General features: G+C 71.0%; 22 protein-coding genes and 1 pseudogene. 10 read left to right on the top strand and 13 right to left on the bottom strand.

Annotation, left to right across the window (positions count from 1 at the left end; translation table 11 throughout):
* The 3 genes from ACN6LB_RS30340 to ACN6LB_RS30330 form a co-directional block, all read right to left on the bottom strand.
* Positions 1 to 637 (bottom strand): hypothetical protein (locus ACN6LB_RS30340; RefSeq protein ID WP_445028660.1); only part of this gene is annotated, 637 nt, incomplete at its 3' end.
* A gap of 37 nt (positions 638 to 674) precedes the next feature.
* The gene (locus ACN6LB_RS30335; protein WP_445028659.1) at positions 675 to 1,061 is read right to left on the bottom strand and encodes a hypothetical protein; all 387 of its coding nucleotides are present in this window, start codon (positions 1,059 to 1,061) and stop codon (positions 675 to 677) included.
* Positions 1,062 to 1,308: 247 nt separating this feature from the next.
* Positions 1,309 to 1,545 carry a hypothetical protein gene (locus ACN6LB_RS30330; protein WP_356148317.1) on the bottom strand — a complete coding sequence of 79 codons (237 nt, stop codon included), beginning with the start codon at positions 1,543 to 1,545 and terminating at the stop codon, positions 1,309 to 1,311.
* 104 nt (positions 1,546 to 1,649) lie between these two features.
* Between ACN6LB_RS30330 and ACN6LB_RS30325 the strand changes: the two genes are divergently transcribed.
* On the top strand, positions 1,650 to 2,765 hold the full coding sequence (locus tag ACN6LB_RS30325; protein WP_445028658.1) for a PHP domain-containing protein: 1,116 nt from the start codon (positions 1,650 to 1,652) through the stop codon (positions 2,763 to 2,765).
* Positions 2,766 to 3,113: 348 nt separating this feature from the next.
* Positions 3,114 to 4,073 (top strand): SDR family NAD(P)-dependent oxidoreductase, encoded by a 960-nt coding sequence (locus ACN6LB_RS30320; RefSeq protein ID WP_445028657.1) that lies wholly within the window; start codon positions 3,114 to 3,116, stop codon positions 4,071 to 4,073.
* A gap of 19 nt (positions 4,074 to 4,092) precedes the next feature.
* On the opposite strand, the gene ACN6LB_RS30315 is transcribed toward ACN6LB_RS30320, so the two are convergent.
* Together ACN6LB_RS30315 and ACN6LB_RS30310 are read right to left on the bottom strand one after the other, a co-directional pair.
* The gene (locus ACN6LB_RS30315; RefSeq protein WP_445028656.1) at positions 4,093 to 4,926 is read right to left on the bottom strand and encodes an alpha/beta fold hydrolase; all 834 of its coding nucleotides are present in this window, start codon (positions 4,924 to 4,926) and stop codon (positions 4,093 to 4,095) included.
* Between the two features lie 88 nt (positions 4,927 to 5,014).
* Complete coding sequence (locus tag ACN6LB_RS30310; protein ID WP_445028655.1) at positions 5,015 to 7,327, bottom strand: MMPL family transporter; 2,313 nt, start codon at positions 7,325 to 7,327, stop codon at positions 5,015 to 5,017.
* 228 nt (positions 7,328 to 7,555) lie between these two features.
* Here ACN6LB_RS30310 and ACN6LB_RS30305 point away from each other — a divergent pair.
* Positions 7,556 to 8,584, top strand: a pseudogene (locus tag ACN6LB_RS30305) (SDR family oxidoreductase).
* A 36-nt stretch (positions 8,585 to 8,620) separates the two neighbouring features.
* On the opposite strand, the gene ACN6LB_RS30300 reads toward ACN6LB_RS30305, so the two are convergent.
* Positions 8,621 to 8,902 carry a hypothetical protein gene (locus tag ACN6LB_RS30300; protein ID WP_445028654.1) on the bottom strand — a complete coding sequence of 94 codons (282 nt, stop codon included), beginning with the start codon at positions 8,900 to 8,902 and terminating at the stop codon, positions 8,621 to 8,623.
* 166 nt (positions 8,903 to 9,068) lie between these two features.
* Between ACN6LB_RS30300 and ACN6LB_RS30295 the strand changes: the two genes are divergently transcribed.
* Both ACN6LB_RS30295 and ACN6LB_RS30290 read left to right on the top strand, forming a co-directional pair.
* The gene (locus ACN6LB_RS30295) at positions 9,069 to 9,545 is read left to right on the top strand and encodes a MarR family winged helix-turn-helix transcriptional regulator (protein WP_445028653.1); all 477 of its coding nucleotides are present in this window, start codon (positions 9,069 to 9,071) and stop codon (positions 9,543 to 9,545) included.
* Between the two features lie 40 nt (positions 9,546 to 9,585).
* A complete protein-coding gene (locus tag ACN6LB_RS30290) occupies positions 9,586 to 10,818 on the top strand; it encodes an epoxide hydrolase family protein (RefSeq protein WP_445028652.1) in 1,233 nt (410 codons plus the stop codon).
* A gap of 12 nt (positions 10,819 to 10,830) precedes the next feature.
* Here the strand turns inward: ACN6LB_RS30290 and ACN6LB_RS30285 are convergent, their stop codons facing one another.
* Complete coding sequence (locus ACN6LB_RS30285; protein ID WP_445028651.1) at positions 10,831 to 11,829, bottom strand: quinone oxidoreductase family protein; 999 nt, start codon at positions 11,827 to 11,829, stop codon at positions 10,831 to 10,833.
* A 125-nt stretch (positions 11,830 to 11,954) separates the two neighbouring features.
* Here ACN6LB_RS30285 and ACN6LB_RS30280 point away from each other — a divergent pair, with 125 nt between their 5' ends.
* The 4 genes from ACN6LB_RS30280 (at position 11,955) to ACN6LB_RS30265 (ending at position 15,675) form a co-directional block, all read left to right on the top strand.
* On the top strand, positions 11,955 to 12,590 hold the full coding sequence (locus ACN6LB_RS30280; protein ID WP_445028650.1) for a CGNR zinc finger domain-containing protein: 636 nt from the start codon (positions 11,955 to 11,957) through the stop codon (positions 12,588 to 12,590).
* Between the two features lie 181 nt (positions 12,591 to 12,771).
* A complete protein-coding gene (locus ACN6LB_RS30275) occupies positions 12,772 to 12,960 on the top strand; it encodes a hypothetical protein (RefSeq protein ID WP_445028649.1) in 189 nt (62 codons plus the stop codon).
* A 345-nt stretch (positions 12,961 to 13,305) separates the two neighbouring features.
* Entirely contained in the window at positions 13,306 to 14,349 is a 1,044-nt protein-coding gene (locus ACN6LB_RS30270; protein ID WP_445028648.1) for a zinc-dependent alcohol dehydrogenase, read from the top strand.
* Positions 14,350 to 14,469: 120 nt separating this feature from the next.
* Positions 14,470 to 15,675 (top strand): sensor histidine kinase, encoded by a 1,206-nt coding sequence (locus tag ACN6LB_RS30265; protein ID WP_445028647.1) that lies wholly within the window; start codon positions 14,470 to 14,472, stop codon positions 15,673 to 15,675.
* Positions 15,676 to 15,704: 29 nt separating this feature from the next.
* On the opposite strand, the gene ACN6LB_RS30260 is transcribed toward ACN6LB_RS30265, so the two are convergent.
* Genes ACN6LB_RS30260 through ACN6LB_RS30245 form a run of 4 tightly spaced genes read right to left on the bottom strand, consistent with a single transcriptional unit; the run spans position 15,705 to position 20,327 of the window.
* The gene (locus ACN6LB_RS30260; protein ID WP_445028662.1) at positions 15,705 to 17,066 is read right to left on the bottom strand and encodes a GH1 family beta-glucosidase; all 1,362 of its coding nucleotides are present in this window, start codon (positions 17,064 to 17,066) and stop codon (positions 15,705 to 15,707) included.
* 58 nt (positions 17,067 to 17,124) lie between these two features.
* Entirely contained in the window at positions 17,125 to 17,964 is an 840-nt protein-coding gene (locus ACN6LB_RS30255; protein ID WP_445028661.1) for a carbohydrate ABC transporter permease, read from the bottom strand.
* Positions 17,965 to 17,998: 34 nt separating this feature from the next.
* On the bottom strand, positions 17,999 to 18,994 hold the full coding sequence (locus tag ACN6LB_RS30250) for a carbohydrate ABC transporter permease (protein WP_445028646.1): 996 nt from the start codon (positions 18,992 to 18,994) through the stop codon (positions 17,999 to 18,001).
* Positions 18,995 to 19,007: 13 nt separating this feature from the next.
* The gene (locus ACN6LB_RS30245) at positions 19,008 to 20,327 is read right to left on the bottom strand and encodes an ABC transporter substrate-binding protein (protein ID WP_445028645.1); all 1,320 of its coding nucleotides are present in this window, start codon (positions 20,325 to 20,327) and stop codon (positions 19,008 to 19,010) included.
* Between the two features lie 183 nt (positions 20,328 to 20,510).
* Between ACN6LB_RS30245 and ACN6LB_RS30240 the strand changes: the two genes are divergently transcribed.
* On the top strand, positions 20,511 to 21,872 hold the full coding sequence (locus tag ACN6LB_RS30240) for an ROK family protein (RefSeq protein WP_445028644.1): 1,362 nt from the start codon (positions 20,511 to 20,513) through the stop codon (positions 21,870 to 21,872).
* Between the two features lie 43 nt (positions 21,873 to 21,915).
* Here ACN6LB_RS30240 and ACN6LB_RS30235 read toward each other — a convergent pair whose 3' ends face one another.
* Both ACN6LB_RS30235 and ACN6LB_RS30230 read right to left on the bottom strand, forming a co-directional pair.
* Positions 21,916 to 22,335 (bottom strand): hypothetical protein, encoded by a 420-nt coding sequence (locus tag ACN6LB_RS30235; protein ID WP_445028643.1) that lies wholly within the window; start codon positions 22,333 to 22,335, stop codon positions 21,916 to 21,918.
* A 259-nt stretch (positions 22,336 to 22,594) separates the two neighbouring features.
* Positions 22,595 to 23,191, bottom strand: coding sequence for a TIGR03086 family metal-binding protein (locus ACN6LB_RS30230; RefSeq protein ID WP_445028642.1), 597 nt, complete (start codon positions 23,189 to 23,191; stop codon positions 22,595 to 22,597).
* Positions 23,192 to 23,221: the final 30 nt, after the last annotated feature.

Genomic DNA, 23,221 nt, shown 5'->3' with positions numbered 1-23,221 from the left:
CCTTGGCCTGCGCGACCGGCTCCAGCCGGGCGCGCAGGCGGGTGAGGCCGCTCTCGTGTGCGCAACGCGCGGAGACCACGGGGTCGGGGCGGCTGGGCCGGGGCCCGTGCGCCGGAGTGGCGCAGCGGATCCAACGGGCGGTCGCGGCGCGGTAGTCGGGGTCGCGTCCCATGCGTTGCCGGGCCTCGGCGCGCAGGTTGTTCACGACGACCTGGGCACGGAACCAGCGCCGCTGGTCGCCGTACAACTCGCGCTGCGCCGCGGCGAGGCAGCCGTCGGTGTGGGCGGTGACCGTGTAGCCGGTGGCGAGAGTGACGGAGAGTTCGGGACGGCCGCGGCCGAAGAGAGCGCCCTGCAGCCGCCGGTCGGCTGAGGAACTGCGCCGGTCGACCGGAGACGTCCGACCGCCGACCGGGGAGCTTCGGCGGTCATCCGAGGACACCGACCGCTCCGAGACCCCCGGGGACGGCCGCAGCGCGAAGCCCTGCCGGGCCAGACACCGGTCGACCAGCAGCCGCTGAGCGGCGTCGATCAGGTCGTCCCTGCCCCGCTCGGTGCCGGGCAGGGCGGGAGCGGTGGCGCGCTGAGCCGTCGTCGTGGCACAGCCCGCCACCGCCATGGCCGCCAGTACCGCCAAGGCCGCAGCGCACCACACGCGAAGGAGTCGCACGGGCTCAGCCGACCTCGCAGCCCATCGTGGTGTCGGCGACGCCGTCGAGACGGGCACCCCAGGGCCAGTTGTCGGCCAGGTCGTGGGCGCGGATCAGCCGGTAGTAACAGGTGCCGCGAGCCCAGTCGATGGCGTACACGTCGGTGCCGGCGTCGGAACGGAAGGATGCCGCTTTGTCGTGCAGGGCATCAGGCACATCCGTGTAGCCCGGTGGGGTGTAGCACCACGAAGTGCCGTGCTGCCCGGCAGCGGTCCAGAAGCAGACATCACCGGCGAGCGGCGCACGGTGGGCCGTGGTGCCGGCCGGTACGGCGGCGGCCGATGCGGCCGGGGCGAGAAAAGCGGCCGAGGCGAGGAGGACGGCTGTGGGCATGGCGAGGCCACGGAACATGACGGCTCCCGGTGGGAAGAGGGGGACGCCGGGGCGGATCGTGATCGCCCGGCAAGATCAACGTCCCCTCGTGGGAGCGGGCCCATGCGTGGTTCCCACCGAATGGTGATCTTTCCCGAGGTGCGGGGTCACTCCCCGCACAACAGCTCACAACGGCGCGAAACCGCAGGTCCGCGCGCTCCCTGCGCCCCCGGCCGCCGGGCGGGGTCGCTGTCGGCCGGACCGTGCGCAGCAGCCCGGTGCCGTCCTAGCGCGGCTTCCAGGTGAACTTGTCCCCGCCGACCCAGCGCACCACGTCGGGGTCGTCGAGGTCATGGACCGTGATCCCGTGAGCCGAGGCGGTCTCCAGGACGTCGACGATCGTCTGCGCCTCGCCCACCACTTCCCCGTCGATTTCCACGATCCGGAACGGGGGGATACCCGGCTGCACCCCGAGCACCATGATCCGCGGGCTGGAGATGTGGGGGCTCGCGATTTCGGTCATGTGTAGAGCGTAAAACGGTTCCCCCGGGTCAGCCGCAGGGAGGCGCGGACCCATCCGCCGTGCGCGCCGACGACGGGTGGGCAAGGCTGAACAAGGAGGTGCCCATGGTGCCGGACCCCAAGGAGCCCCAGGACCCCGAGGACCGCCAGGACCCCCATGCCCCCAAGACGCCCAAGGCCGCCGGGGATCCCGTCGAGGCTCTGGGCCGGATCGCGTATCTGCTGGAGCGGTCCCAGGCCCCCACCTATCGCGTCCAGGCGTTCCGGACCGCCGCGGCCGTGCTCAGCGCCCTGCCCGACCGCGAAGTCGCCGAGCGCGCGGCCGCGGGATCGCTGGAGTCCCTCAAGGGCATCGGCCCGAAGACGGCACAGGTCGTGCACGAGGCGCTGGCCGGTGAGGTACCCGGCTATCTGGAGAAGCTGGAGCGGGAGCGGGCGGCCGAGCCGCCGCACGCGGGCGAGAAGCTGCGGGCGCTGCTGCGCGGCGACTGCCATCTGCACTCCGACTGGTCCGACGGCGGAAGCCCGATCGAGGAGATGGGCCGCGCCGCAGCCCGCCTCGGTCATGAGTGGGCGGTCCTCACCGACCACTCCCCCCGGCTGACCGTGGCGCGCGGGCTGTCCCCCGAGCGCCTGCGCGAGCAACTCTCCGTCGTCGCGGACCTCAACGAGCACTGGGCTCCCTTCCGGCTGCTCACCGGCATCGAGTGCGACATCCTCGACGACGGCTCGCTCGACCAGGAGCCGGAGCTGCTGGAGCGGCTCGACGTCGTGGTGGTGTCCGTGCACTCCAAGCTGCGTATGGACGCCCGGGCGATGACCCGCCGCATGGTCGCCGCCGTACGCAATCCGCACGCCGACGTCCTCGGACATTGCACGGGCCGTCTCGTCACCGGACGCGGCCGGCCCGAGTCCGAGTTCGACCCGGACGCGGTCTTCGCGGCCTGCGCCGAATCGGGCACGGCCGTGGAGATCAACAGCCGCCCGGAGCGGCTCGATCCGCCACGACGGCTGCTGCGCCGGGCCGTCGAGGCGGGCACCCTCTTCTCGGTCGACACCGACGCCCACGCCCCGGGCCAGCTCGACTGGCAGTTCCGCGGCTGCGCCCGGGCCGAGGAGTGCGCGGTGCCCGCCGACCGCGTGATCACCACGTGGACGGCGGACGAGCTGCTCGCGTGGACCCGTGACCGGACGCTGCCGCAGCGAGAGACGAGCGCGTGAGGCCGTACGGCGGCGTACGACGGCGGGTGCAAGAGCGGTGTCGGTGGCGTGCGGCGGCCGTGACGCACGTCACCGCGCGTGACCTCGCCCCTGGGAACACCCACCGGTAGTTACCCGTTGAACCAACCGTGGGTGCGGATGGGACAGTGTCCCCGGGCCTCACCTATAGCCCACAGGGACGATCGTTCGGCTGAAGCCCTGTGGAGCGTTTCGCCGAGAGGCGACCGCCATGCGTGCCCACCACACACGGCCCCGACCGCGATTCCCCCGTCCGGTCGGGGCCTTTCCCCTGCCCGGGCGCGGTGTCCGCTTGACTTCGAGTGCGCTCCAATTCGTAGCGTGCAAGGCATGACCACCGCACAGCACAGGATCGGTTCGGGCTTCGGTGCCGACAGCACCGCCGAGGACGTACTGAAGGGCATCGACCTCTCCGGCAAACTGGCGCTCGTCACGGGCGGCTACTCCGGACTCGGCCTGGAGACGACGCGCGCGCTCACCGAGGCGGGTGCCCGGGTCGTCGTCCCCGCGCGGCGCCGGACCGTCGCCGAGGAGGCCGTGGCCGGTATCGACGGGGTCGAGGTCGACGAGCTCGATCTCGGCGACCTGGAGAGCGTCCGCGCCTTCGCCGAGCGGTTCCTCGCCTCGGGGCGCACCCTCGACATCGTCATCAACAACGCCGGGATCATGGCCTGTCCGGAGACCCGGGTCGGGCCCGGCTGGGAAGCCCAGTTCGCGACCAACCACCTCGGGCACTACGCGCTCGTCAACCGGCTCTGGCCGGCCATCGAGCCGGGCGGGGCCCGGATCGTCGCCGTGTCCTCGGCCGGTCACCACTACTCGGGGATCCGCTGGGACGACGTGCACTGGAGGAACGGCTACGACAAGTGGGAGGCGTACGGCCAGGCGAAGACGGCGAACGTGCTGTTCGCCGTCCACCTCGACCGCCTCGGCCGGGAGTCCGGCGTACGGGCCTTCTCGCTGCACCCGGGCGGCATCCTCACCCCGCTCCAACGGCATCTCCCCAAGCAGGAGATGGTCGACCGCGGCTGGATCGACGAGGACGGCACCCCGCTGAACCCGGCCGGCTTCAAGACCCCCGAGCAGGGCGCCGCGACCCAGGTGTGGGCCGCGACCTCGCCTCGGCTCGACGGCATGGGCGGGGTGTACTGCGAGGACTGCGACATCGCCGAGCCCGCTCCTGCGGACGGTGCGCGGGTCGGCGTACGCGACTACGCGACCGACCCCGGGCAGGCCGCACGCCTGTGGGACCTCTCGGCGGAGCTCACCGGGGTGAACGCGTTCGCGTGACCTTCCCGCGCCGGCCGGGTCAGGCGCGGGCCATGAACTCCCGCAGATCCGCGTTGAGTTGCTCGGCGTGGGTGGCGAAGAGTCCATGGCCCGCGTTCTCGTAGATCTTCAGTGTGCTGTCGGGCAGCAGCTCCGCCGCCCGGCGGCCGGTGAGGCCCAGGGGCGCCGAGGCGTCGTGCGTGCCGTGCACGACGAGAACGGGAAGGTCGAGTTTGGCCAGTTCGGGCGCGAGGTTGAGGGCGACCACGAGGTCTCCCAGGGCTGCCCCTGCCCGTGCGGTCGCGCCGTGGCAGCGCTCGACCATGGTCTGTACGTACGCCGGTGAGAGCGCGTTCCCGGGAAGGTCCAGGGCGAAGAACGCTCGCGCCCCGTCGGCGAAGAACGCCGACCTGTCACGCCGGAACGTGTCGTTGCCGGCCCGGATGAGCTCCGGGTCGACCCCACCGGGATGGTCCGCGGACCGCGCGGGGCCCGGCGTCATGCCCGCGACCAGCGCCGCCCTCGCCACCCGCCCGGCACCGTGCCGCGTCAGGCAGCGCGCGACTTCGGCTGCGCCCAGCGAGTGTCCGACCAGCGTGACATCGCTCAGGTCCAGGTGCCTGAGCAACCCGTCCACGTCATCGGCCAGGCTGTCCAGGTCGAACCCTCCCCACACGTCGTCGGACCGCCCGTGCCCCCGCCGGTCGAACCCGACGCACCGGTAGCCCTCTTCGGCCAGCGGCAGCATCTGGTACTCCCACATCTCCGTACCGAAGTAGGAGCTGTTCACGAACACGACCACCTGCCCCGTGGCCGGCCCGTAGTCGACGAAGTGCAGCCGGGCACCATCTACAGGGCTCTCGAAGTACGGCATGGGGAATCTCCCGGAATCCGGTGGCGCGACGAATGGGTACGTCACCGATGATTCCCGGCCGCCCTGTTCGGGTCGATTACCTCGGACGTCATCCCGGCGAGGAACGACCTGCCGAGGATGCGTCCGCCGAGTCGTGCTCGCCCTCCGCGTCGATGTGCGGCAGGATCCGGTCGAGCCACCGTGGGGTCCACCAGGCGTGCCGGCCCAGCAGGGTCATGACCGCCGGAACGAGCAGCAGGCGTACGACGGTTGCGTCGATGAGCACGCTCACGGCCAGCCCGAGTCCGAGCATCTTCACCACGATGTTGTCGCTCACGATGAACGCGGCGAAGACGCTCACCATGATCAGGGCGGCACAGGTGATGACGCGTGCGGTGATCTCCAGGGCATGCGCGACGCTCGCCTTGGCGTCCCCGGTGCGCATCCAGGCCTCGTGGACGCGCGACAGCAGGAAGATCTCGTAGTCCATGCTGAGGCCGAAGATGATCGCGAACATCATCATCGGCACATAGCTCTCGATCGGCACCTTCCCCTCGACGCCCAGCGCGGGCCCGCCCCAGCCCCACTGGAAGACGGCGACGACGACGCCGTAGGAAGCCGCGATCGACAGGACGTTGAGGACGGCCGCCTTGACGGCGACCAGCAGTCCGCGGAAGACGGCCAGGATGATGAGGAATGCGAGCGCCACCACGACGGCGATGATCAGCGGGAGGCGGCTCGCGACGATGTCACGGAAGTCGACCTGGGCGGCGGTCGTGCCGGTGACGTAGCCCTTGGCGGCGGTGCCGGAGACCGCCTGCGGCAGGGTGTCGTCGACCAGACGGTTCGTCAGGTCGGTGGTGTCCTGGCTCTGCGGGGCTTCTTTGGAGTAGACCGTGCCGACGAGTACGTCGCCGTCCTTGGTCGTCGTCAGCGGTGTGACCGTGGCGGCTCCGGCCACGTCGGTGAGTGACTTCTGGGCCTGAGAGGACAGGGCGGAGCGCTGGTCCGAGGGCACCTTGGTCTGGTCGATGACGACAGTGAGCGGGCCGTTGGAGCCGGGGCCGAAGGCGTCGGACATGATGTCGTAGGCCCGGCGGTCCGTGAACGACGTGGGGTCCGCGCCGTCGCCGATGTGTCCCAGCTGGATGGACAGCACCGGGATGGCCAGCACGAGCACCGTGACGACTCCGCCGACCAGGAACCACCAGGGCCGGCGTTCCACACGCTGGGCGTAGCGGTGCCAGGTGCCCTGCACGGGTTCGCCCGCGGCGGCGTCCGTCTCCGCGACGGGGCGGCGTACCCGGTAGCGGTCGATGCGCTTGCCGATGAGCCCCAGCAGGGCCGGGACCAGCGTCAGGGCACCGATGACGGCGGAGACGACCGTGACGGCCGCCGCGAGGCCCAGTTTGCCGATGAAGGAGACCCCGGAGACGGACAGCCCGGCGAGGGCGATGATCACCGTGCAGCCGGAGACGAGTACGGCGCGGCCGCTGGTCGCGGTGGCCCGTCCGGCCGCCCGGACCGGGTCGTGGCCGTCCATGAGGTTCTGCCGGTGACGGGTGATCAGGAACAGCGCGTAGTCGATGCCGACACCGAGCCCGATCATGGTGGCCAGCGTCGGCGACACCGTGGCGAAGGTGAAGGCGGCCGCCAGCAGGCCGAGGCACGCCAGGCCGCCCACCGCGCTGATCAACGCGGTCAGCAGCGGGATTCCGGCCGCCAGCACGCTCCCGAAGCCGACGAGCAGCACGACGATCGCCACGGCGAAGCCGATGAGCTCGCTGACCCGGTCGTCGGCCGCCGGCCTGGCCAGTTCGCCGAGCGGACCGCCGTACTCGACGTCGACGCCCGCCGCGCGCAGCGGCTGGACGGCATGGTCCACGCCGTCGAGGTACGAATCCCCCAGGGTCGAGGGCTGCACGTCGAAGCGGACGGTGATGTAGCCGGTCTTCGCATCGGTGGACAGGGGCCCGACGTTCTGCGGGGAGGACTGGCCGGAGGCGTTGCCCTGCTGCTGGGACTGGTCGGCGGACGACTGCGTGCCGGACGACGGCAGGGGGTTCTGCGCCGAGAGTACGTGCGGCAGTTTCTGCAGGTCGGAAACCGTCTGACCCATCTGAGAACTGAGGTCCGTCAGGGGCTTTTTCGTGTCGCGCAGCACGATCTGGCTGCTGTAGCCCCCGGCCGCCGGGTCATGCTGCTTGAGCACGTCCAGGCCCTGCTGGGACTGGACGCCGGGGAGCGAGAAGTTGTCCGAGTAGTCCCCACCGAACGCGTGGTCGAGAACCTGCAGCGCCGCCAGGGCCACCAGCCAGGCCACGATGACGATCACGAAGTGCCGGGCGCACCACTCCCCCAGCCGCCGAAGCCTTCCGGGTGCGCCTCGCCCACCCCCTGTGGTGGCACGAAGCGTCGACATGGGCCGCTCCCAACGGGAGACACTTCCGACTCATTCATTAAACGCCGACCTGATCACGACGTCCTGTCGAACTCGTCGCTGCCCACGGGGTACGCAGTGCCGCCTCGTACGCGGGTGCGGCTTCCCCTGTCCACCGCGTGGATCCGTGCCGCCCGGGTACTCGGCCGGTTCCGCCCCGCGGCGTGTGGTGACCGTGCGCGGCGGCCGTTCCCGCGAGAGGAGCCGAAGGTGAGCGGCGAACCGGGCCGCAGGATCGTCGTCACGGGCGCCACCGGCAACGTGGGCACCAGTGTGGTGCGCCTGCTCTCCGAGGACCCGGAGGTCGGGTCCGTACGGGGTGTGGCGCGCCGGATTCCTGAGTGGTCGCCCGCCAAAACGGAATGGTCCGCGGTCGATCTGGCATCCGAACAGGCCGATCTCGTCAAGGAGTTCGAGGGCGCCGACGCCGTGATCCATCTGGCGTGGGCCTTCCAGCCCACGCACGACCCGGCCACGACCTGGCGCACGAACGTGCTCGGGAGCATCCGCGTGTTCGAGGCGGTGGCCGCGGCCGAGGTGCCCGCCCTCGTGCACGCGTCCTCCGTCGGCGCCTACTCGCCGGGGCCCAAGGACCATGCGGTGGACGAGTCCTGGCCCACGCACGGGTGGCCGGACGCCGCGTACTGCCGCGAGAAGGCGTATCTGGAACGCGCCCTGGACATCTTCGAGCGCGAGCACCCGGAGACCCGGGTGGTGCGCATGCGGCCCGCGTTCCTCTTCAAGCGGGAGTCGGCGAGCGAGCAGCGCCGCGTCTTCGGCGGGCGTCTGCTGCCCGGGCCGCTCGCGCGCCCCGAGTTGCTGCCGTTCCTGCCCGACATCCCGGGGCTGCGGGTGCAGGCCCTGCACACCGATGACGCGGCCAAGGCCTACCATCTCGCGGAGCGTTCCGACGCGCACGGTGCGTTCAACCTGGCCGCCGAGCCGCCGGTGGACGCGGAGATGCTGGGCGACCTGCTCGGCGCCCGCCGGGTCCGGCTGCCGCGCACCGCGGCGCGCTCGGCGATCGCCGCCGCGTGGGGCCTGCGGCTGCTGCCCTCGTAGCTGCATCTCTTCGACGCCGTCCTGCGGCTGCCGTTGATGGACTGCACCCGTGCGCGCGCCGAGCTGGGCCGGCGGCCGGTGCGCTCCGCCGACGAGGTGCTGGAGGAGTTCCTTCAGGGCATGCAGCAGGGTGCCGGGGCGAAGACCGACCCCCTCCAGGGACACAAGGTCGGCTGAGGGCCCCGGCCCGTCACCCGCGGCCGGCCGCCCGGGTCAACCGGGGGACTCCTCCGGCCCCGGGTGTTCGGGGTGGACGGTGTCCGAGCGCGGGGCGCCCTGCCTGCCTGTCCCCGCCTCGTCCGTGTCGGGCACGTCCGTCGCGGGTTCGGCCTCGGCCGCGCTCTCGCCCTCTTCGTCCTCCTCGTCGTCCCTGCGTCCGGGCGACGAGGTGCCGACGTCCCATGGGTCCTCGCCCCCGGTGACCTGCTGGTCCGGCATGTCCCGCGGAATCGGGTCGCCGTTCTCGCCGGGGGTCTCCAGCCGGTGCTCGGTCACGGTGCGCACCTTTCCTCAACAGGTCTGCCGGATCCGCGGACCCGGCCTGGGCGAGGCGCGAGTACCTCGGCAATGACCAGCAAAACCACGCGTTGGTCGAGCCCTCGCTCTCACCATCACGCAAGATACATAAGCCATTTAAATAAGTTGCTGATACATTTTCTCCGTGACGCCGCAGAACCCAGAGGCCGATGACCTCGATCGCCCTGACGTCCCGCTGGACATCGACATCGACGACTTCACGACGGTCGTGGAGACGTTCGCGGGGATCTTCATCCGGCTTCCGTCCGTCGAGAAGCTGAGCTTCACGACGCTGTCGGTGCTGCACACCCTGACGCACAACGGCCCCAAGCGGCTGTCCGAACTCACGGCGACCGAGCAGGTCAGCCAGCCCGCCATCACGCAGCTGGTCGCCCGGCTCGAACGCGACGGCCTGGTCGAACGCGGCCCCGACCCAGCTGACCGCCGTGCCGTACTCGTCCGGGTGACCACCGCCGGCGCACGGATCGTGCGCACCCGCCACCGCGACCGAGTCACCCAACTGGCCGGGCTCTTCGACCAGTTGACCCCCGAGGAACGCGGTGCCGTCGGCGCAGCCCTGCCCGCACTGATGCGGATGGCCGAGCTGGGCCTCCGCCCCTGACCTGGCACGCCGGACCTCCCCCCGCGCGAAGGGAAATCCCATGGCAGACACGCACCTCCCGCCGGCACCCACCCCGATCCACGTCGACGACAGCGTGCTCGACGACCTCAGGACGCGTCTGCGGCTCACCCGCCTGCCCGTCGACGCGGGCAACGAGGACGGGTATTACGGCGTCCGCAGCTCCTATCTGAAAGAGCTGGTCGACCACTGGCTCCACGGGTACGACTGGCGCAAGGCCGAGGCCGCGATCAACGCGTACGAGCACTACCGCGTGACCGTGGACGGCGTTCCCGTCCATTTCATGCGCAAGCCCGGCGTGGGCCCGGACCCCGTTCCGCTCATCCTGAGCCACGGCTGGCCGTGGACCTTCTGGCACTGGTCCAAGGTGATCGACCCGCTCGCCGACCCCGCCGCCTTCGGGGGCGACGCCGCCGAGGCCTTCGATGTGATCGTGCCCTCTTTGCCGGGGTTCGGGTTCTCCACTCCGCTGCCGGACCACCCGGAGATGAACTTCTGGAAGGTCGCGGACCTGTGGCACACGCTGATGACCGAGGTGCTCGGGCACGAGAAGTACGCGGCCGCCGGCTGCGACATCGGCGCACTGATCACCGGCCAGCTCGGGCACAAGTACGCCGATGAACTCCTCGCGATCCACATCGGCTCGGGCCTCAGGCTCGACTTCTTCAACGGCGACCGCGCCTGGGACTTCAGCGGCGGCCGGCCGATCCCCGAGGGCCTGCCCGAGAGCGTCCACCGCCAAGTCCTGGACTTCGACCGGCGCTTCGCCGTGCACCTGGCCGCCCACATGCTCGGCTCCAGCACGCTCGCCCCGGGCCTCAGCGACTCGCCCGTCGGTCTGCTCGCCTGGATCCTGGAGCGTTGGACGAAGTGGAGCGACAGCCACGGCGACGTCGAGAGCGTCTTCTCCAAGGACGATCTCCTCACCCACACCATGATCTTCTGGGTGAACAACGCCATCGGCACGTCGATGCGCTACTACGCCAACGCCAACCGCTACCCGTGGAGCCCGTCGCACGACCGCCGTCCGGTCGTCGAGGCCCCGACCGGCATCACCTTCGTGGGCCACGAGAACCCGCCCGGCGTCACCACCGAGCGGCGCGTCCAGAACTTCCTCGACTCGGACCGCGCCGGCTGGTATCACCACGTCAATCTCACCGCGCACCCCGAGGGCGGCCATTTCATCCCCTGGGAACTGCCCGAGGGCTGGGTCGACGATCTGCGCCGCACCTTCCGCGACCGACGTCGGCGGTAGGGCGCGGGGCGGTCAGTCGCGGGTCACCGCGAGCACGATCTTGCCCCGGTTGTCGCGCCGCGCCAGCCGCTCATGGGCCTCACGTGCCCGCTCCAGCGGAACGACCGTCTCCACCGGCACGCGATACGTGCCGGCGGCGACGCGCTCGGCGATCTCCCGCATGTCCGCGCGCGGATCGTAGCCGTGGATCTGCAGGTTGGTCAGCTGGAAGCCGAGGACGGACGCGTTCTTCGGGTAGAAGTCGCGGGTGTCGACGGTGCTCGGCTCCAGGGCGACGTTGGCGAGGGCGACCACCCGCCCGCCGTGCCCGACCTGGCGCAGACTGCGTCCGAAGGCGCGACCGCCGACGGTGTCCAGGACGACGTCCGCACCGCGCCCCTCGGTCAGCCGCAGCACCTCGTCGACCTCGGCGTCGTCGGGGTGCACGGAGCTGTCCACGGCGGCGTGGGCGCCGAACGCCGCGGCCCAGGCGGCCTTCTCCGGTGAACCGGCCAGCGCGATGACGCGCGCTCCGGCCTCGGCGGCGATCTGCACGGCAGCGCTGCCGACCCCGCTCGCGGCGGCCTTCACGACCACGGTGTCGTCCTTTGTGACCTTGGCCAGGTGGCGCAGGCAGTACCAGGCGGAGAGCCAGGCCACGGGGAGCGCGGCGGCCTCCGTGAGATCCAGGCCCTCCGGCACCACGGCCACCTGTTCCGCGGGTACGGCGGCCAACTCGGCGTAGAAGCCGGGTGCGTTCACGCCGTCCAGGGCCATCACCCGCTGCCCGACCCCGATCCCGGTCACCCCGTCCCCGACCGCGACGACGGTGCCGGCGGCCTCCACGCCCGGGATGAGCGGCGGGCGCCCGGCCCGGTGGTAGACCCCGGCGCGGATGAGCGCGTCCGCCCGGTTCACGCCCGCCGCGGCGACCCGCACCAGCACCTGGCCGGGTCCGGCCACCGGGTCGGGCACCTCCACCGGCACCAGCACCTCGGGTCCGCCGAACTCCTCGATCCGCACCGCACGCATACCGCACCTGCCTTCTCGTGGCGACACCGGAGCGGCACACCCCGACTCACGGGGCGGCAACACCGGTTGAACTGGTGTCAGCCTGCGACACCCTATGAACCGGTGTCAAGCGGTAGGCTCAGCTCATGCCCCGCGAATCCGCCGCCCCTCCGACGGCCACCGCCGACCCGATGCTCGCGTTCCCGTTCATCGGCGGGCGCCCGTGCCTGGACTTCATCGCCACGCTCGGCCGCCGCTACGGCACCCCCGTCGAGCGACTGACCGACCCCGACGCCCTGGCCCGCTGGATCGACGAGGCAGGGCTGAGCACGGCGTCCGGCACGGACGACGAGCCCGCAGGGGCCACCGCCCGCGACCTCACGCAGGCGCGCACGCTGCGCGAGGCCCTCCACCGACTCGTCCGCGCCGCGATGGACGGGGTGCCGCCGGATCCCGCCGATGCCGCCCTGGTCAACGAGGAGGCCTGCCGCCCCGATCTCGCCCCCCAGCTCGCGGAGTCGGCGAAGCCGCGGCCGCCGCTGCGCTGGAAAGCGGACCATGCGGCGCCCGCGGCCCTGGCAACCGTGGCCCGTGACGCCGTCCTCCTCGTCACCGGTCCTCTGCTGACGAGGGTCAAGAAGTGCGAGAACCCGGCCTGTTCGCTGCTCTTCCTCGACGACTCCCAGGCCCGCCGCCGCCGCTGGTGCTCCATGGACCGCTGCGGCAACCTCGCGAAGGTCGCCGGCTACCGGTCCCGTAGCCGCGCCGCCTCCACCGAGTAACAGCGCACAACTCGCACCGCGCCGCCCGCAGGCGGTGGCGCACCCGCGTGGTGTAGCGGGCTACACCACCGGTTGGGGAGGGCGCTCCCTCGTGACGGCGCCCGGGAAACGGGATCGTTGATCTCGCAAGGCCAGTGGCTCCCGATCGGGAAGCCCGCCGCTCCCCCGAAAGGAAACTCCCGTGAAGGCGCTGCTCTCCTCCCGGCCCGTCCTGTGGTTCCTGTTCCTGTTCAACCTGGTCGTCGCCGCGGCCGCCCCGTTCGTCGTCGACGGCACGCAGGGCCTGATCACCAGCGTCGGCATGGGCGTGGTGTCACTGGGAGCGGGAGTCAGCCTCTTCCGGGGCCCCGCCCGGCCCGAGCATGCCTGAACCCACCTCGGCAGACGCGCCACCGGAATCAAAAGCTTGCTTGACTTAAGTAACTCGAATACGATTGCCTAACTCAAGCAAAATGGGCCGGGCGCCTTGAGCGGAGGCGCCCCGTGCACCGAATCCCGTGGGGACGGGGCGGTGCACTCCTCGGGCCCGGCGACCGGAAGTACTCCCCCCGTCCGGAGCCGGGCCCGAGGGCACATCGGCGACGACCGCCTCCCCGAGCCACGTCCCGGCCCGAGGCACCACGCACCACGGCCCCGGCTCACTGCCGCGAGCGCCGAGCCCGCACCGCGAAGTGCGCCACCAGACCCCCGCACCACGAAGAAGGAGTGCCTCCCCATGGCCACGATGAAGTCCGTTCGGACCGGCGCCGTCGGCAAGGTCGACGTGGTGGACGTCGAGCGTCCAGCGCCGGGCCCGAAGGACGTTCTGATGAAGGTCCGCGCCTGCGGCATCTGCGGCACCGACGCCACCTTCCTGCACATGGGCGGCATGCCGGCCCGCGGGCACGCGGGCGGCGAGCTGATCCCCGTGGCCCTGGGCCATGAGCCGGCCGGCGAGATCGTCGAGGTGGGCGCCGAGGTCACCGACCTGAAGGTGGGCGACCGCGTGGTCGTCAATCCGCAGGCCGCCCCCACGGGAATCATCGGCTGCGGCGGGAAGTTCGGCGCCATGAGCGACCACCTGCTCATCGAGAACGCCGTCGTCGGTACGAGTGTGGCGGTGTTCCCCGAGACGATGCCGTTCGCTGTTGCCGCGCTCAACGAGCCGATGGCCGTGGCCCGGCACGCCGTCAACCGCTCCCGGGCCACCTCCACCGACAAGGTCGTCGTCTTCGGCGCCGGGCCCATCGGGCTGGGCGCCACGATCTGGCTCAAGCTGCGCGGCGTACAGCACGTGGTCGTGGCCGATGTCATCCCCGAGCGCCTGGAGACCGCGCTCGCCGTCGGCGCCGACGCCGTCATCAACTCCGCCACCGAGGACATCACCGCCCGGCTGACGGAGTTGCACGGTGCCGCGGCCAACGCACTCGGCCAGCCCCGCGCCGGCACCGACCTCTACCTCGACGCCGCCGGCGCCCCCGCCGTCTTCGACGCCACCGTCGCCTCCGCCAAGTGGGGCGCCAGGATGGTCATGGTCGCCGTACAGAAGAAGTCCGACGCCATCGACCTCGGCGGCATGCTCCGCAGCGAGCTCACCCTGATCGCCTCCCAGGGCTACCCCACCGAGATCTTCGAGGTCACCCCCGAACTCGCGGAACACCAGGAGCGGTTCGCCCGGCTCATCAGCCACCGGGTGCCGTTCTCCGAGGTCGAGCAGGCCTTCGAGCTGGTGCTGACGCCCGGGGCCGCGGAGAAGGTCGTCGTCACCTTCGACGAGTAGCCGAGCCCGCGACCGGCGAGAGCGACCCCTTCCACGGAGCGGCCCCTTCCACGGTTCGTCGAAGGGGTCTCGGCCGGTCGGACCCACTGCGGACGCCCCTCGGGCAGGAACCCCACTTTCATGATCCAGAGCTTGCAGCGGTACCTGAGCTGCCACCCTCGTGTCGTCGACGCGGCGGTCGCCGTCGCACTTCTCGCCGGTTCCCTTCCGGGGAGCATGGTCTCGCTCCAGGGCGGCGCCCCTGGAATTCCGTGGTGGCCCGGCCTGCTCATGACCGGTGTGTCCTGCACGGTCCTGCTGTGGCGCCGCTCCCGCCCCCGCACCGCGGTGGCACTGAACCTCGTGTGCGCCGCGGCCGGGATCGCGCTCGGATACCTCGTCACGGCGCTGCTGCTTGGCCCTCTCATGGTCGCGTTGTACGCGCTGGCCGTCCGCACGGGCCGACGCACCGCGAACACCTTCGCCTTCACCGGCGTCGCCCTGCTGATCGGCACGGCGCTGCTCGCCGGTCCCGACGACGAACCGCTGGTCCTCAAGCTGCTCGGCCCCGCGTTCTGGCTGCTGCTGCCCACCTCGCTGGGCACGGTGACCCGGCTGCGCGCGGCCTACCTGGAGGCCGTACAGGCCCGCGCCGAGCACGCCGAACGCACCCGGGAGGAGGAGGCCCGGCACCGGGTCACCGAGGAGCGCATGCGTATCGCCCGCGATCTGCACGACGTGGTCGCCCACCACCTGGTGCTGGCGAACATCCAAGCCGGCACGGTGGCCCGCTTCCTGCGCACGCGACCGGAGGAGGCCGAGAGGATCGTCTCCGAGCTCACGGGCATCACCTCCGTGGCGCTGCGCGAACTCAAGGCCACCGTCGGCCTGTTGCGCGACGCGAACGAAACGACGAGGCCCGCGGAGGACACCCCGGGCCTCGCTCGACTCCCGGACCTGGCCGCCTCGTTCGAGGGCGCCGGGCTGACCGTCACGGTCACCACCGAAGGAGCGCCCCGGCCGCTCTCCGCCGGGGCGGACCTCACCGTGTACCGCGTCGTGCAGGAGGCGCTCACCAACGTCACCAAACACGCCGACACCCGCACGGCCGAGGTACGGCTCACCTACTCCCCCGACCGGCTGGGCATCGCCGTCACCAACGGCGGGCGCGGCAGACGCTCCGACTCCGCCGTCCCGAACAGCGGTTACGGTCTCGTCGGCATGCACGAGCGCGCCCGCTCCGTCGGCGGCCGGCTGCGGGCCCGGCCCCGCCCGGAGGGGGGTTTCGAGGTCGTCCTGCAACTGCCGCTGGAGCACCGTCCTGCCGAGGAGTCCGCGGTGACGTGAACCGGCCCCCGTGCCCGCCGATCGTCGGCTCAGGCGACGGTGGTGCCTTGCCGGTGGGCGCGGATGATGTCCGCGTACCGGTGTCCGCTGGCCTTGACGGTGCGCCGCTGGGTCGGGTAGTCGACGTGGACGAGGCCGAAGCGCTTGTCGTAGCCGTAGGCCCATTCGAAGTTGTCCAGCAGCGACCAGGCGTAGTAGCCCGCGAGCGGCGCCCCCTTGCGCAGGGCGCGGGCGCAGGCGGCCAGATGCTGCTCCAGGTAGCGGGTCCGTCCGGGGTCGTCGACGGCGCCGTCGGGGTCGACTCTGTCGGGGAAGGCGGAGCCGTTCTCGGTGACGTAGAGCCGCCGTACGCCGTAGTCGTCGGTGAGGCGCAGCAGCAGGGCCTCCAGGCCGTCGGCGTCGATCTGCCAGTCCATGCCGGTCCGCGTCACGTCCGGCAGACGGATCTCGCGCGCGTACGGCACGGGTCCGTCGGGGTCGTCGGCGATGGTGGCGGGGAAGTAGTAGTTGAGGCCGTGCCAGTCCAGGGGCGCGGCGATGGTCGCCAAGTCATTTGAGCGCTCAGGCAGTTCGATCCCGTAGAGCTCGCGCATGTCGGCGGGGAAGCCTCTGCCGTACACGGGGTCGAGCCACCAGCGGTTGGTGTGTCCGTCCATGCGTGCGGCCGCGGCGATGTCCTCGGGGCGGCAGGAGGCCGGTTCGATGGTGGAGTGGTTGGTGACGAGGCCGATCTGTGCGCCGGGGGCCGCCGCACGTATCGCCTGCGTGGCCAGGCCATGGCCGAGCAGCAGGTGGTACGAGGCGCGGACGGCGGCGGTCAGGTCGGTGAGCCCGGGGGCCATCCGGCCTTCGAGATGGCCGATCCATGCGGAGCACAGCGGTTCGTTGAGGGTGGCCCATTGGGAGACGCGGTCGCCCAGCCGTGCGGCGACCACGGAGGCGTAGGCGGCGAGGTGTTCGGCGGTGTCCCGTTCGGTCCAGCCGCCGCGGTCCTGGAGGGTCTGGGGAAGGTCCCAATGGTAGACCGTGACGCTCGGGGTGATCCCGGCGGCGAGCAGGGCGTCCACCACACGGTCGTAGAAGTCGAGGCCCTTGGCGTTCACGGGCCCGTCGCCGCCGGGTACGACGCGGGGCCAGGCGATCGACATGCGGTAGGCGTCGGTGCCGAGGCGCCGCATCAGTGCGATGTCCTCGGGCCAGCGGTGGTAGTGGTCGCAGGCCACGTCGCCGTGGTCGTCGCCCGCGACCTTGCCGGGTGTGTGGGAGAAGGTGTCCCAGATCGAGGGGGCCCGTCCGTCCTCCGTGACCGCTCCCTCGATCTGGTAGGCGGATGTGGCGGTGCCCCAGGCGAAGTCGTGGGGGAAGGCGGTGAGATCTATCGACTCGGGCAGTTCGGACACGAAGAACCTCTCGGCAGGGGTGGGTGAACGAGCGGGCGGGGGTGGGGAGTTACTTCACCGCGCCCGCGGTGAGGCCGGCGACGAGGTAACGCTGCAGCAGCAGGAACCCGGCGACCACGGGGACGCTGACGACGAGCGAGGCGGCCATGATCTGGTTCCAGTAGACGTTGTTGAGCGTGGAGTAGCCCTGGAGGCCGACAGCGAGCGTGCGGGTGGTGTCGTTGGTCATGACGGAGGCGAAGAGCACTTCGCCCCAGGCGGTCATGAAGGCGTAGACGGCGACCGCGACGATGCCGGGGATCGCGGCCGGTACGACGACGCGGAACAGCGCGCCGAACGGTCCGCAGCCGTCCACCAGCGCCGCCTCGTCCAGGTCGCGCGGCACCGAGTCGAAGTACCCGATCAGCATCCAGATCGAGAACGGCAGCGAGAAGGTCAGATAGGTGAGGATCAGCCCGCCGCGCGAGCCGAACAGCGCGATGCCGGTGGCGTTGCCGATGTTGACGTAGAGGAGGAACAGCGGGAGCAGGAAGAGGATGCCGGGGAACATCTGCGTGGACAGCACGGTGACCGTGAAGGTGCGCTTGCCCCGGAACTCGTAGCGGCTGACGGCGTACGCGGCGAAGACGGCGATCACCACCGAGCAGACCGTCGCGGCTCCCGCCACGATCAGGGAGTTCACGAAGTACCGGGCGAGCGGGATCGTCGACCAGATGTCGATGTACGGGCGCAGGGTCAGGCCGCTCGGCATCCAGCGGAACTTCCCCGAGACGTCCGCGAGGGGCTTGAGCGAGCTGGACACCATGACGTAGACCGGGAGCAGCACGAACCCGGCGAGCAGGGTGAGGAAGATCCGCCGGGACCAGAAGAAGGAGCGCGGCGGGGCCATCGGCGAGCGTGGCGTGGTCGCCCTGGTGGATGCCTCAGACATCGGCCGTCTTCCTTCCCCGGGAGGTCAGCAGGAGGTAGCCGCCCGTCACGGCGAGCAGGAACAGCAGCAGCAGGACGGACATGGCGGAGCCGGTTCCGAAGTTCCAGGTGACGAACGACGCCTGGTAGATGTGGACCGAGATCAGGTCCGCGGCCTCGGGAGCGGACCTGCCGAAGAGCACGTACGGCGTGTTGAAGTCGTTGAACGTCCACAGGAACAGGACCAGCACGAGGACCTGGTTGACCGGGCGCAGCGACGGCAGGGTGATGCGGCGGATCCGCTGCCACATGCCCGCCCCGTCGAGGGCGGCCGCCTCGTACAGTTCGCCCGGGATGTTCTGCAGGCCGGCCGTGACGATGAGGAACGCGAACGGCCAGCCCTTCCACACCGACACGGTGAGCAGGGCGTAGAAGCTGTTGTCGCCGATGAGCCAGAAGGACGGCTTGTCGGTGAGGTGCAGCTGGTCGTGCAGGACGTGGTTCACCAGGCCGTTGTCGTGCTGGAACATGAACACCCAGGTGATGACGGCCGCGTAGACCGGCAGGGCGTACGGCACCAGGAACAGGGCCCGGAGCAGGCCGCGGCCGCGGAAGGTGTCCTGCATGTACAGGGCGGCCGCCGTGCCGATCAGCCAGCACAGGGCGACGGACAGCAGGGTGAAGGCGACGGTGACGAGGAACGAGTGGAGCAGTGCCTCGCCCACCGGTGCGCTGAAGTCCACCGACACCTTGTAGTTGTCGAGGCCGGTCCAGGGCGCGGTGCCCCAGTCGCGGATGTAGAACTGCGTGAGCTCCTTGAAGCTCATCACGATGCCGATCACCATCGGGACGAGGTGGACGAGGAGTTCGAGGACCAGGGCGGGCAGGAGCAGCAGGTAGGGCAGTCCGATGCGGCGGATCCGCCCGGGGCGGCGGGGGCCGCGCGCCGCACCCGGGGGTTCCTTGTGCACGGCCTTCGCACCGGCCTCGGTGGGGACAGTGGTCGTCATGGGGTGCCTGTGCTCACTTCTTGGGCATCTGCTGCTGGGCCTTGTCGAGTTCGGCCTTCACCGAGGCGGTGGTCACCGGGCGTCCGGCGGCCGCGTCGGCGAACAGGTTCTTGACGGCGGTGCCGACGGCGGTCTCGAACTGGGACTCGTCGGCGACCTGTGGAAGCGCGGCGGCGCTGGCCGCGAGGGTCTCCTTCAGGACGGCGTTCGCCGGGGTGTTGAAGGCGGCCTCCGACTGTGCGGCCCGCACCGGCGGGATCGAGCTGTACGCGGTGTTGAGGATCTTCTGCTCGGCGTCGGAGGTCATGAACTTCACGAACTTCGTGGCACCGTCGAGGTTGTCGGTGTTCTTGAAGACGGCCAGGTTGATGCCCGCGACCATCGAGTTGACGCTCGTGCCCGTTCCCGGGGTGCCGGACTGCACGGGGACCGGAGCGATGCCGTAAGCGTCCTGACTCATGCCCTGGGAGGTGAGGTTGGCGGACGCGCCCTGCCACAGCAGCATGGCGTTCTTGCCCTTGGCGAAGTCGCTGACGGACTGGTTCTGCGCGTACTCGGCGTTGCCGGGCGCGATGATCCTGTCCTTGGCCATCAGGTCGACGTACTGCTTGACCGCGCTGACCACGCCGTCACCGGTGAAGTCCGCCTTGCCGTCGGCGGTGAAGAAGTCCGCGCCGTGCTGCTTGGCGAAGACGAAGGCGTGGTGGATGTTCTCCGAGGGATTCGAACCTTCCGCGCCAAGGCCCCACTTGCCGTCCTTGGAGAGCTTCTTGCCGTCGGCGATCAGCTCCGCCCAGGTGGCCGGCGGCTTGGATATCCCGGCCGCGGCGAACATCTTCTTGTTGTAGTAGAGCGCGTACGACATCGAGTACAGCGGGACCGCGGCCGGGTCCTGGCCCTGCGCTCCCGTCGAGCCGAGCGCGGAGTCGACGAAGCGGCCCTTCCCGCCGATCCTCGCGAAGTTCTTGGCGTCCCACGGCAGCAGCGCCCCGGTGGCCTGCAGGGAGGCGCTCCAGGTGTTTCCGATGTTCAGGACGTCGGGGCCCTGGCCGGAGGTGGTCGCGGTGAGGATCCGGTTGAGCAGGTCCGACCAGGGCACGACCTCCAGCTTCACCTTGATCCCGGTCCGCTTCTCGAACTTGTCGAGTTCGGGCCGCAGGACCTTCTTGTCGACCTCGACGGTGGCGCCCTGATTGGAGGCCCAGTAGGTGAGGGTCTTCGGCGAGTCGTTGGACCCGCCCCCGCCGGAGGAGGAACCGCCACCACAGGCAGCCGCGGTGAGGACGAGGGAAACGGTGACGGCACCGACGGCCGCGGCTCTGACTCTGCGCATGACTTCAGGAGCCTTTCGAGGGGTGACAGAACGCCGGGAGGGAGGTCCGCAGCAGCGCCCCACGCTCGGACCTCAAAGCCCCATGGCTTAATTTACGGCGTGAGTTAAACGGTAAGTGAAGGTCGCGTCAAGGGCTCTCACAGAGGTATGTTGCGATCCATCACTTCAGAACAAGGGGGCAGCGTGAGCGTGCGCGGCGGCCGTACGGTGCGTGACCTGCGGCGGGAGAACCGGACCGCGGTACTGCAGCGGTTGTACTTCGACGGGCCTCTCAGCCGGTTCTCGCTGGGCCCCGCCACCGGGCTGAGCTCCGGGTCCATCAGCAACGTGGTGGCCGAACTGGTCGCCGAGGGCCTGGTGGAGGAGGCCGGAAGCGTGGACTCCGCCGGCGGGCGGCCGCGCACACTGCTGCGCATCAGTCCGCACAGCGGCTACATGATCGGCGTGGACATCGGCGAGACCCGGGTCCGGATCGAGCTCTTCGACCTGGCACTCACCGAGTTCGCGCGGGTGGAGCGCCCGCTGGTCACCGAAGGCCCCCGGCCCATCGACCGCTACGACGTCGGCGTCGTCGTCGGCCATGTGCGCGACGGCATCGGTGAGGTCATGGACCGGGCCGGGATCGCGGTCGAGCGGCTGCTCGGCGTCGGCATCGGTGTGCCGGGCATCGTCGTCGGGGCGCCCGGGGAGGGCGCCGTGGTGCACGGGCAGACCATCGGCTGGGACGCCGTACCGCTGGAGCGCCTGCTGCGCGAGTCGAGTCATCTGCCGCAGTCGGTGCCCTATTTCATCGACAACGGCGCGAAGACGCTCGGACAGGCGGAGATGTGGTTCGGCGCCGGGCGCGGCGCCCGCAACGCCGTCGTGGTGCTCCTGGGCTCCGGTGTCGGCGCCTGCGTCGTGGCCGACGACATCCGGCCCGGCCGGGCTCTGGAGTGGGGTCACCTGACCGTCCGCGTCGGAGGGCGCCGCTGCCGTTGCGGGGCTCAGGGCTGCCTGGAGGCGTACGCAGGGGCGGAGGCGCTCCTGGAACGCTGGGCGGAGGCCGGCGGACAGCCGCCGGCCGGGGTGGACGAGGAGACCGCGCTGGCCGCGATGCTGGCCGCCGCCCACCCCGGTCCGCGCGCCGACGGCACCACGCCGGAGGCGGACACGGCGGCCCGGACCGTCCTGGAGGAGACCGCCGAGTACGTCGGCGCGGGCTTCTCGGACCTGATCAACCTCTTCCAGCCCGAACGCATCCTGGTCGAGGGCTGGGCCGGACTGATGCTCGGCAACCGCTTCCTGGACTCCGTACGGGACCACGCCACCTCGTACTCCCTCGCCTACCCGGCCGGCCACGTCCGGATCGGCCTCGGCACGCTCGGTCCCGACGCCGTCACCGTCGGGGCCGCGCTGCTTCCGCTGGCCGGCTTCTTCGCACGGGGCGGCCACCGCGAGCAGGCCGAGCCGCAGGAGCCGGTGCCCGCGTGGCGGACGACGCTGCAGGAGCGGGGGCGCGCGAAGAGCGGCGGGCGAGACCCGGGTGCCGCTTCGCCCGAGTGACTCCTGCATGACTGATCGGCGCCCGCGCCGGCGGTTGCCGAGGTCATGACGTGCAGACGTTCCTCAGCTCGTCGGCGGCGGCGTCGATCCTGCCGGAGTCCGGGTGGGTGTCGCCGTTCAGGACGGCCTTGTTGTAGTCGGCGATCGCGTCGTCGAGGTCGTCGACCGCCTTGTCGACCTTGTCGTCGTCCGTGCTCTCCGTGCCGTCTGCGATCTTGTCGAGGTTCTTGTCGATGGTGTCGATGGACTCGTCGGTCCGCGTCGGATCCTTCGCCGCGTCCAGGCCGGCCTCATGGATGGCCTTGAGGCTGTCGGCGATCGTGTCCGAGTTGTGCAGGCAGTTCAGCGAGTCGTCGAAGCTGTCGGGGTCGCAGCCGGTGACGAGTCCGGCGGTCAGCGCGACGGCCGCCAAAGCGGTGGCGATGACGGGGGTACGGCGTCGACGTCGTCGATTCGTGGCCATGGAGTGGACCTTCCTCACTACGGAAGCCGCGCCGAAGGGAGCGCGGGCGGGGCAGAGCCCGGGCAACGTCAGGACCGAGCCGCCTCGGCCCGCTTCCGGCTCCCCTGCACGGCGACTTCCTTCGGGGCGAAAACGGCCCCTCACGGGGCCGTCGATCGGTTGCGATCTCTCCCGGCCACGATCCCCTCGCGCGCTCGCCGCCACGAGGGACCGGGCTCCCCAATGCCAGGTGTAGCCCGCTACACCATGGCGCGGACCCTCAGGAGCCGACAGGCGTCCAGTGCGGGTCGCGCCCCAGGAAGGCGAGCAGCGACTCGGCCGGGCCGGCGCCCTCCGCTGCCTCGCGGGCCGGCGCGAACACCCCGAAGGAGTCCCGGAGATGATCGACGAGCCCGTCCGCCGCGAGCCGGATCCCCTCGGCGATGTCGTCCTCCAGCGGCGCGTCCTGGCCCGTCGCCACAGCCATGTCCCAGGCGTGCACGGCGGCGTCCATGGCGGCCGCGGCGGCGGCGAGTGCGTAGGGCAGCGGTCCCAGCGGGGTCGGCACCTGCTCCGTGCCGGCGGGCAACGGCGCGTAGGCGTCCGCCACATCGCGCAGCACCTTGTCCAGTACGGCCTGGGCGTCGGTGTCCAGCGCGTCCGCCGGGTGGAAGGGGTCGGAGTCGGGCTGCCCGGCGCCGGTGATCGCGGCGCCGTAGGCCTGCTGGTCGAGTCGCGCATGGTTGAGAACCTGCCGTACCGTCCATTCACTGCACGGAGTCGGCGCTCCCCAGGCCTGCTCCGGGACGGCGGCGGCGACCTCACGCAGGTAGCTGTGCGCCCGTGTCAGCAGTTCCATGCCCTCGACGTTGCTCATCCTGGTCCCCTCCTGATGGCCTTCGGGTGA

The sequence above is a fragment of the Streptomyces sp. SAS_270 genome (assembly GCF_052543295.1).
This window is presented reverse-complemented; position numbering and strand designations above follow the sequence as displayed.

What these genes read in the sequence shown, in the direction of transcription:
- ACN6LB_RS30335 (WP_445028659.1), bottom strand. Translation starts at nt 1,061, where the DNA reads ATGTTCCGTGGCCTCGCCATGCCCACAGCCGTCCTCCTCGCCTCGGCC.
- ACN6LB_RS30330 (WP_356148317.1), bottom strand. Translation starts at nt 1,545, where the DNA reads ATGACCGAAATCGCGAGCCCCCACATCTCCAGCCCGCGGATCATGGTG.
- ACN6LB_RS30325 (WP_445028658.1), top strand. Translation starts at nt 1,650, where the DNA reads ATGGTGCCGGACCCCAAGGAGCCCCAGGACCCCGAGGACCGCCAGGAC.
- ACN6LB_RS30320 (WP_445028657.1), top strand. Translation starts at nt 3,114, where the DNA reads ATGACCACCGCACAGCACAGGATCGGTTCGGGCTTCGGTGCCGACAGC.
- ACN6LB_RS30315 (WP_445028656.1), bottom strand. Translation starts at nt 4,926, where the DNA reads ATGCCGTACTTCGAGAGCCCTGTAGATGGTGCCCGGCTGCACTTCGTC.
- ACN6LB_RS30310 (WP_445028655.1), bottom strand. Translation starts at nt 7,327, where the DNA reads ATGTCGACGCTTCGTGCCACCACAGGGGGTGGGCGAGGCGCACCCGGA.
- ACN6LB_RS30290 (WP_445028652.1), top strand. Translation starts at nt 9,586, where the DNA reads ATGGCAGACACGCACCTCCCGCCGGCACCCACCCCGATCCACGTCGAC.
- ACN6LB_RS30285 (WP_445028651.1), bottom strand. Translation starts at nt 11,829, where the DNA reads ATGCGTGCGGTGCGGATCGAGGAGTTCGGCGGACCCGAGGTGCTGGTG.
- ACN6LB_RS30280 (WP_445028650.1), top strand. Translation starts at nt 11,955, where the DNA reads ATGCCCCGCGAATCCGCCGCCCCTCCGACGGCCACCGCCGACCCGATG.
- ACN6LB_RS30270 (WP_445028648.1), top strand. Translation starts at nt 13,306, where the DNA reads ATGGCCACGATGAAGTCCGTTCGGACCGGCGCCGTCGGCAAGGTCGAC.
- ACN6LB_RS30265 (WP_445028647.1), top strand. Translation starts at nt 14,470, where the DNA reads ATGATCCAGAGCTTGCAGCGGTACCTGAGCTGCCACCCTCGTGTCGTC.
- ACN6LB_RS30255 (WP_445028661.1), bottom strand. Translation starts at nt 17,964, where the DNA reads ATGGCCCCGCCGCGCTCCTTCTTCTGGTCCCGGCGGATCTTCCTCACC.
- ACN6LB_RS30250 (WP_445028646.1), bottom strand. Translation starts at nt 18,994, where the DNA reads ATGACGACCACTGTCCCCACCGAGGCCGGTGCGAAGGCCGTGCACAAG.
- ACN6LB_RS30245 (WP_445028645.1), bottom strand. Translation starts at nt 20,327, where the DNA reads ATGCGCAGAGTCAGAGCCGCGGCCGTCGGTGCCGTCACCGTTTCCCTC.
- ACN6LB_RS30235 (WP_445028643.1), bottom strand. Translation starts at nt 22,335, where the DNA reads ATGGCCACGAATCGACGACGTCGACGCCGTACCCCCGTCATCGCCACC.
- ACN6LB_RS30230 (WP_445028642.1), bottom strand. Translation starts at nt 23,191, where the DNA reads ATGAGCAACGTCGAGGGCATGGAACTGCTGACACGGGCGCACAGCTAC.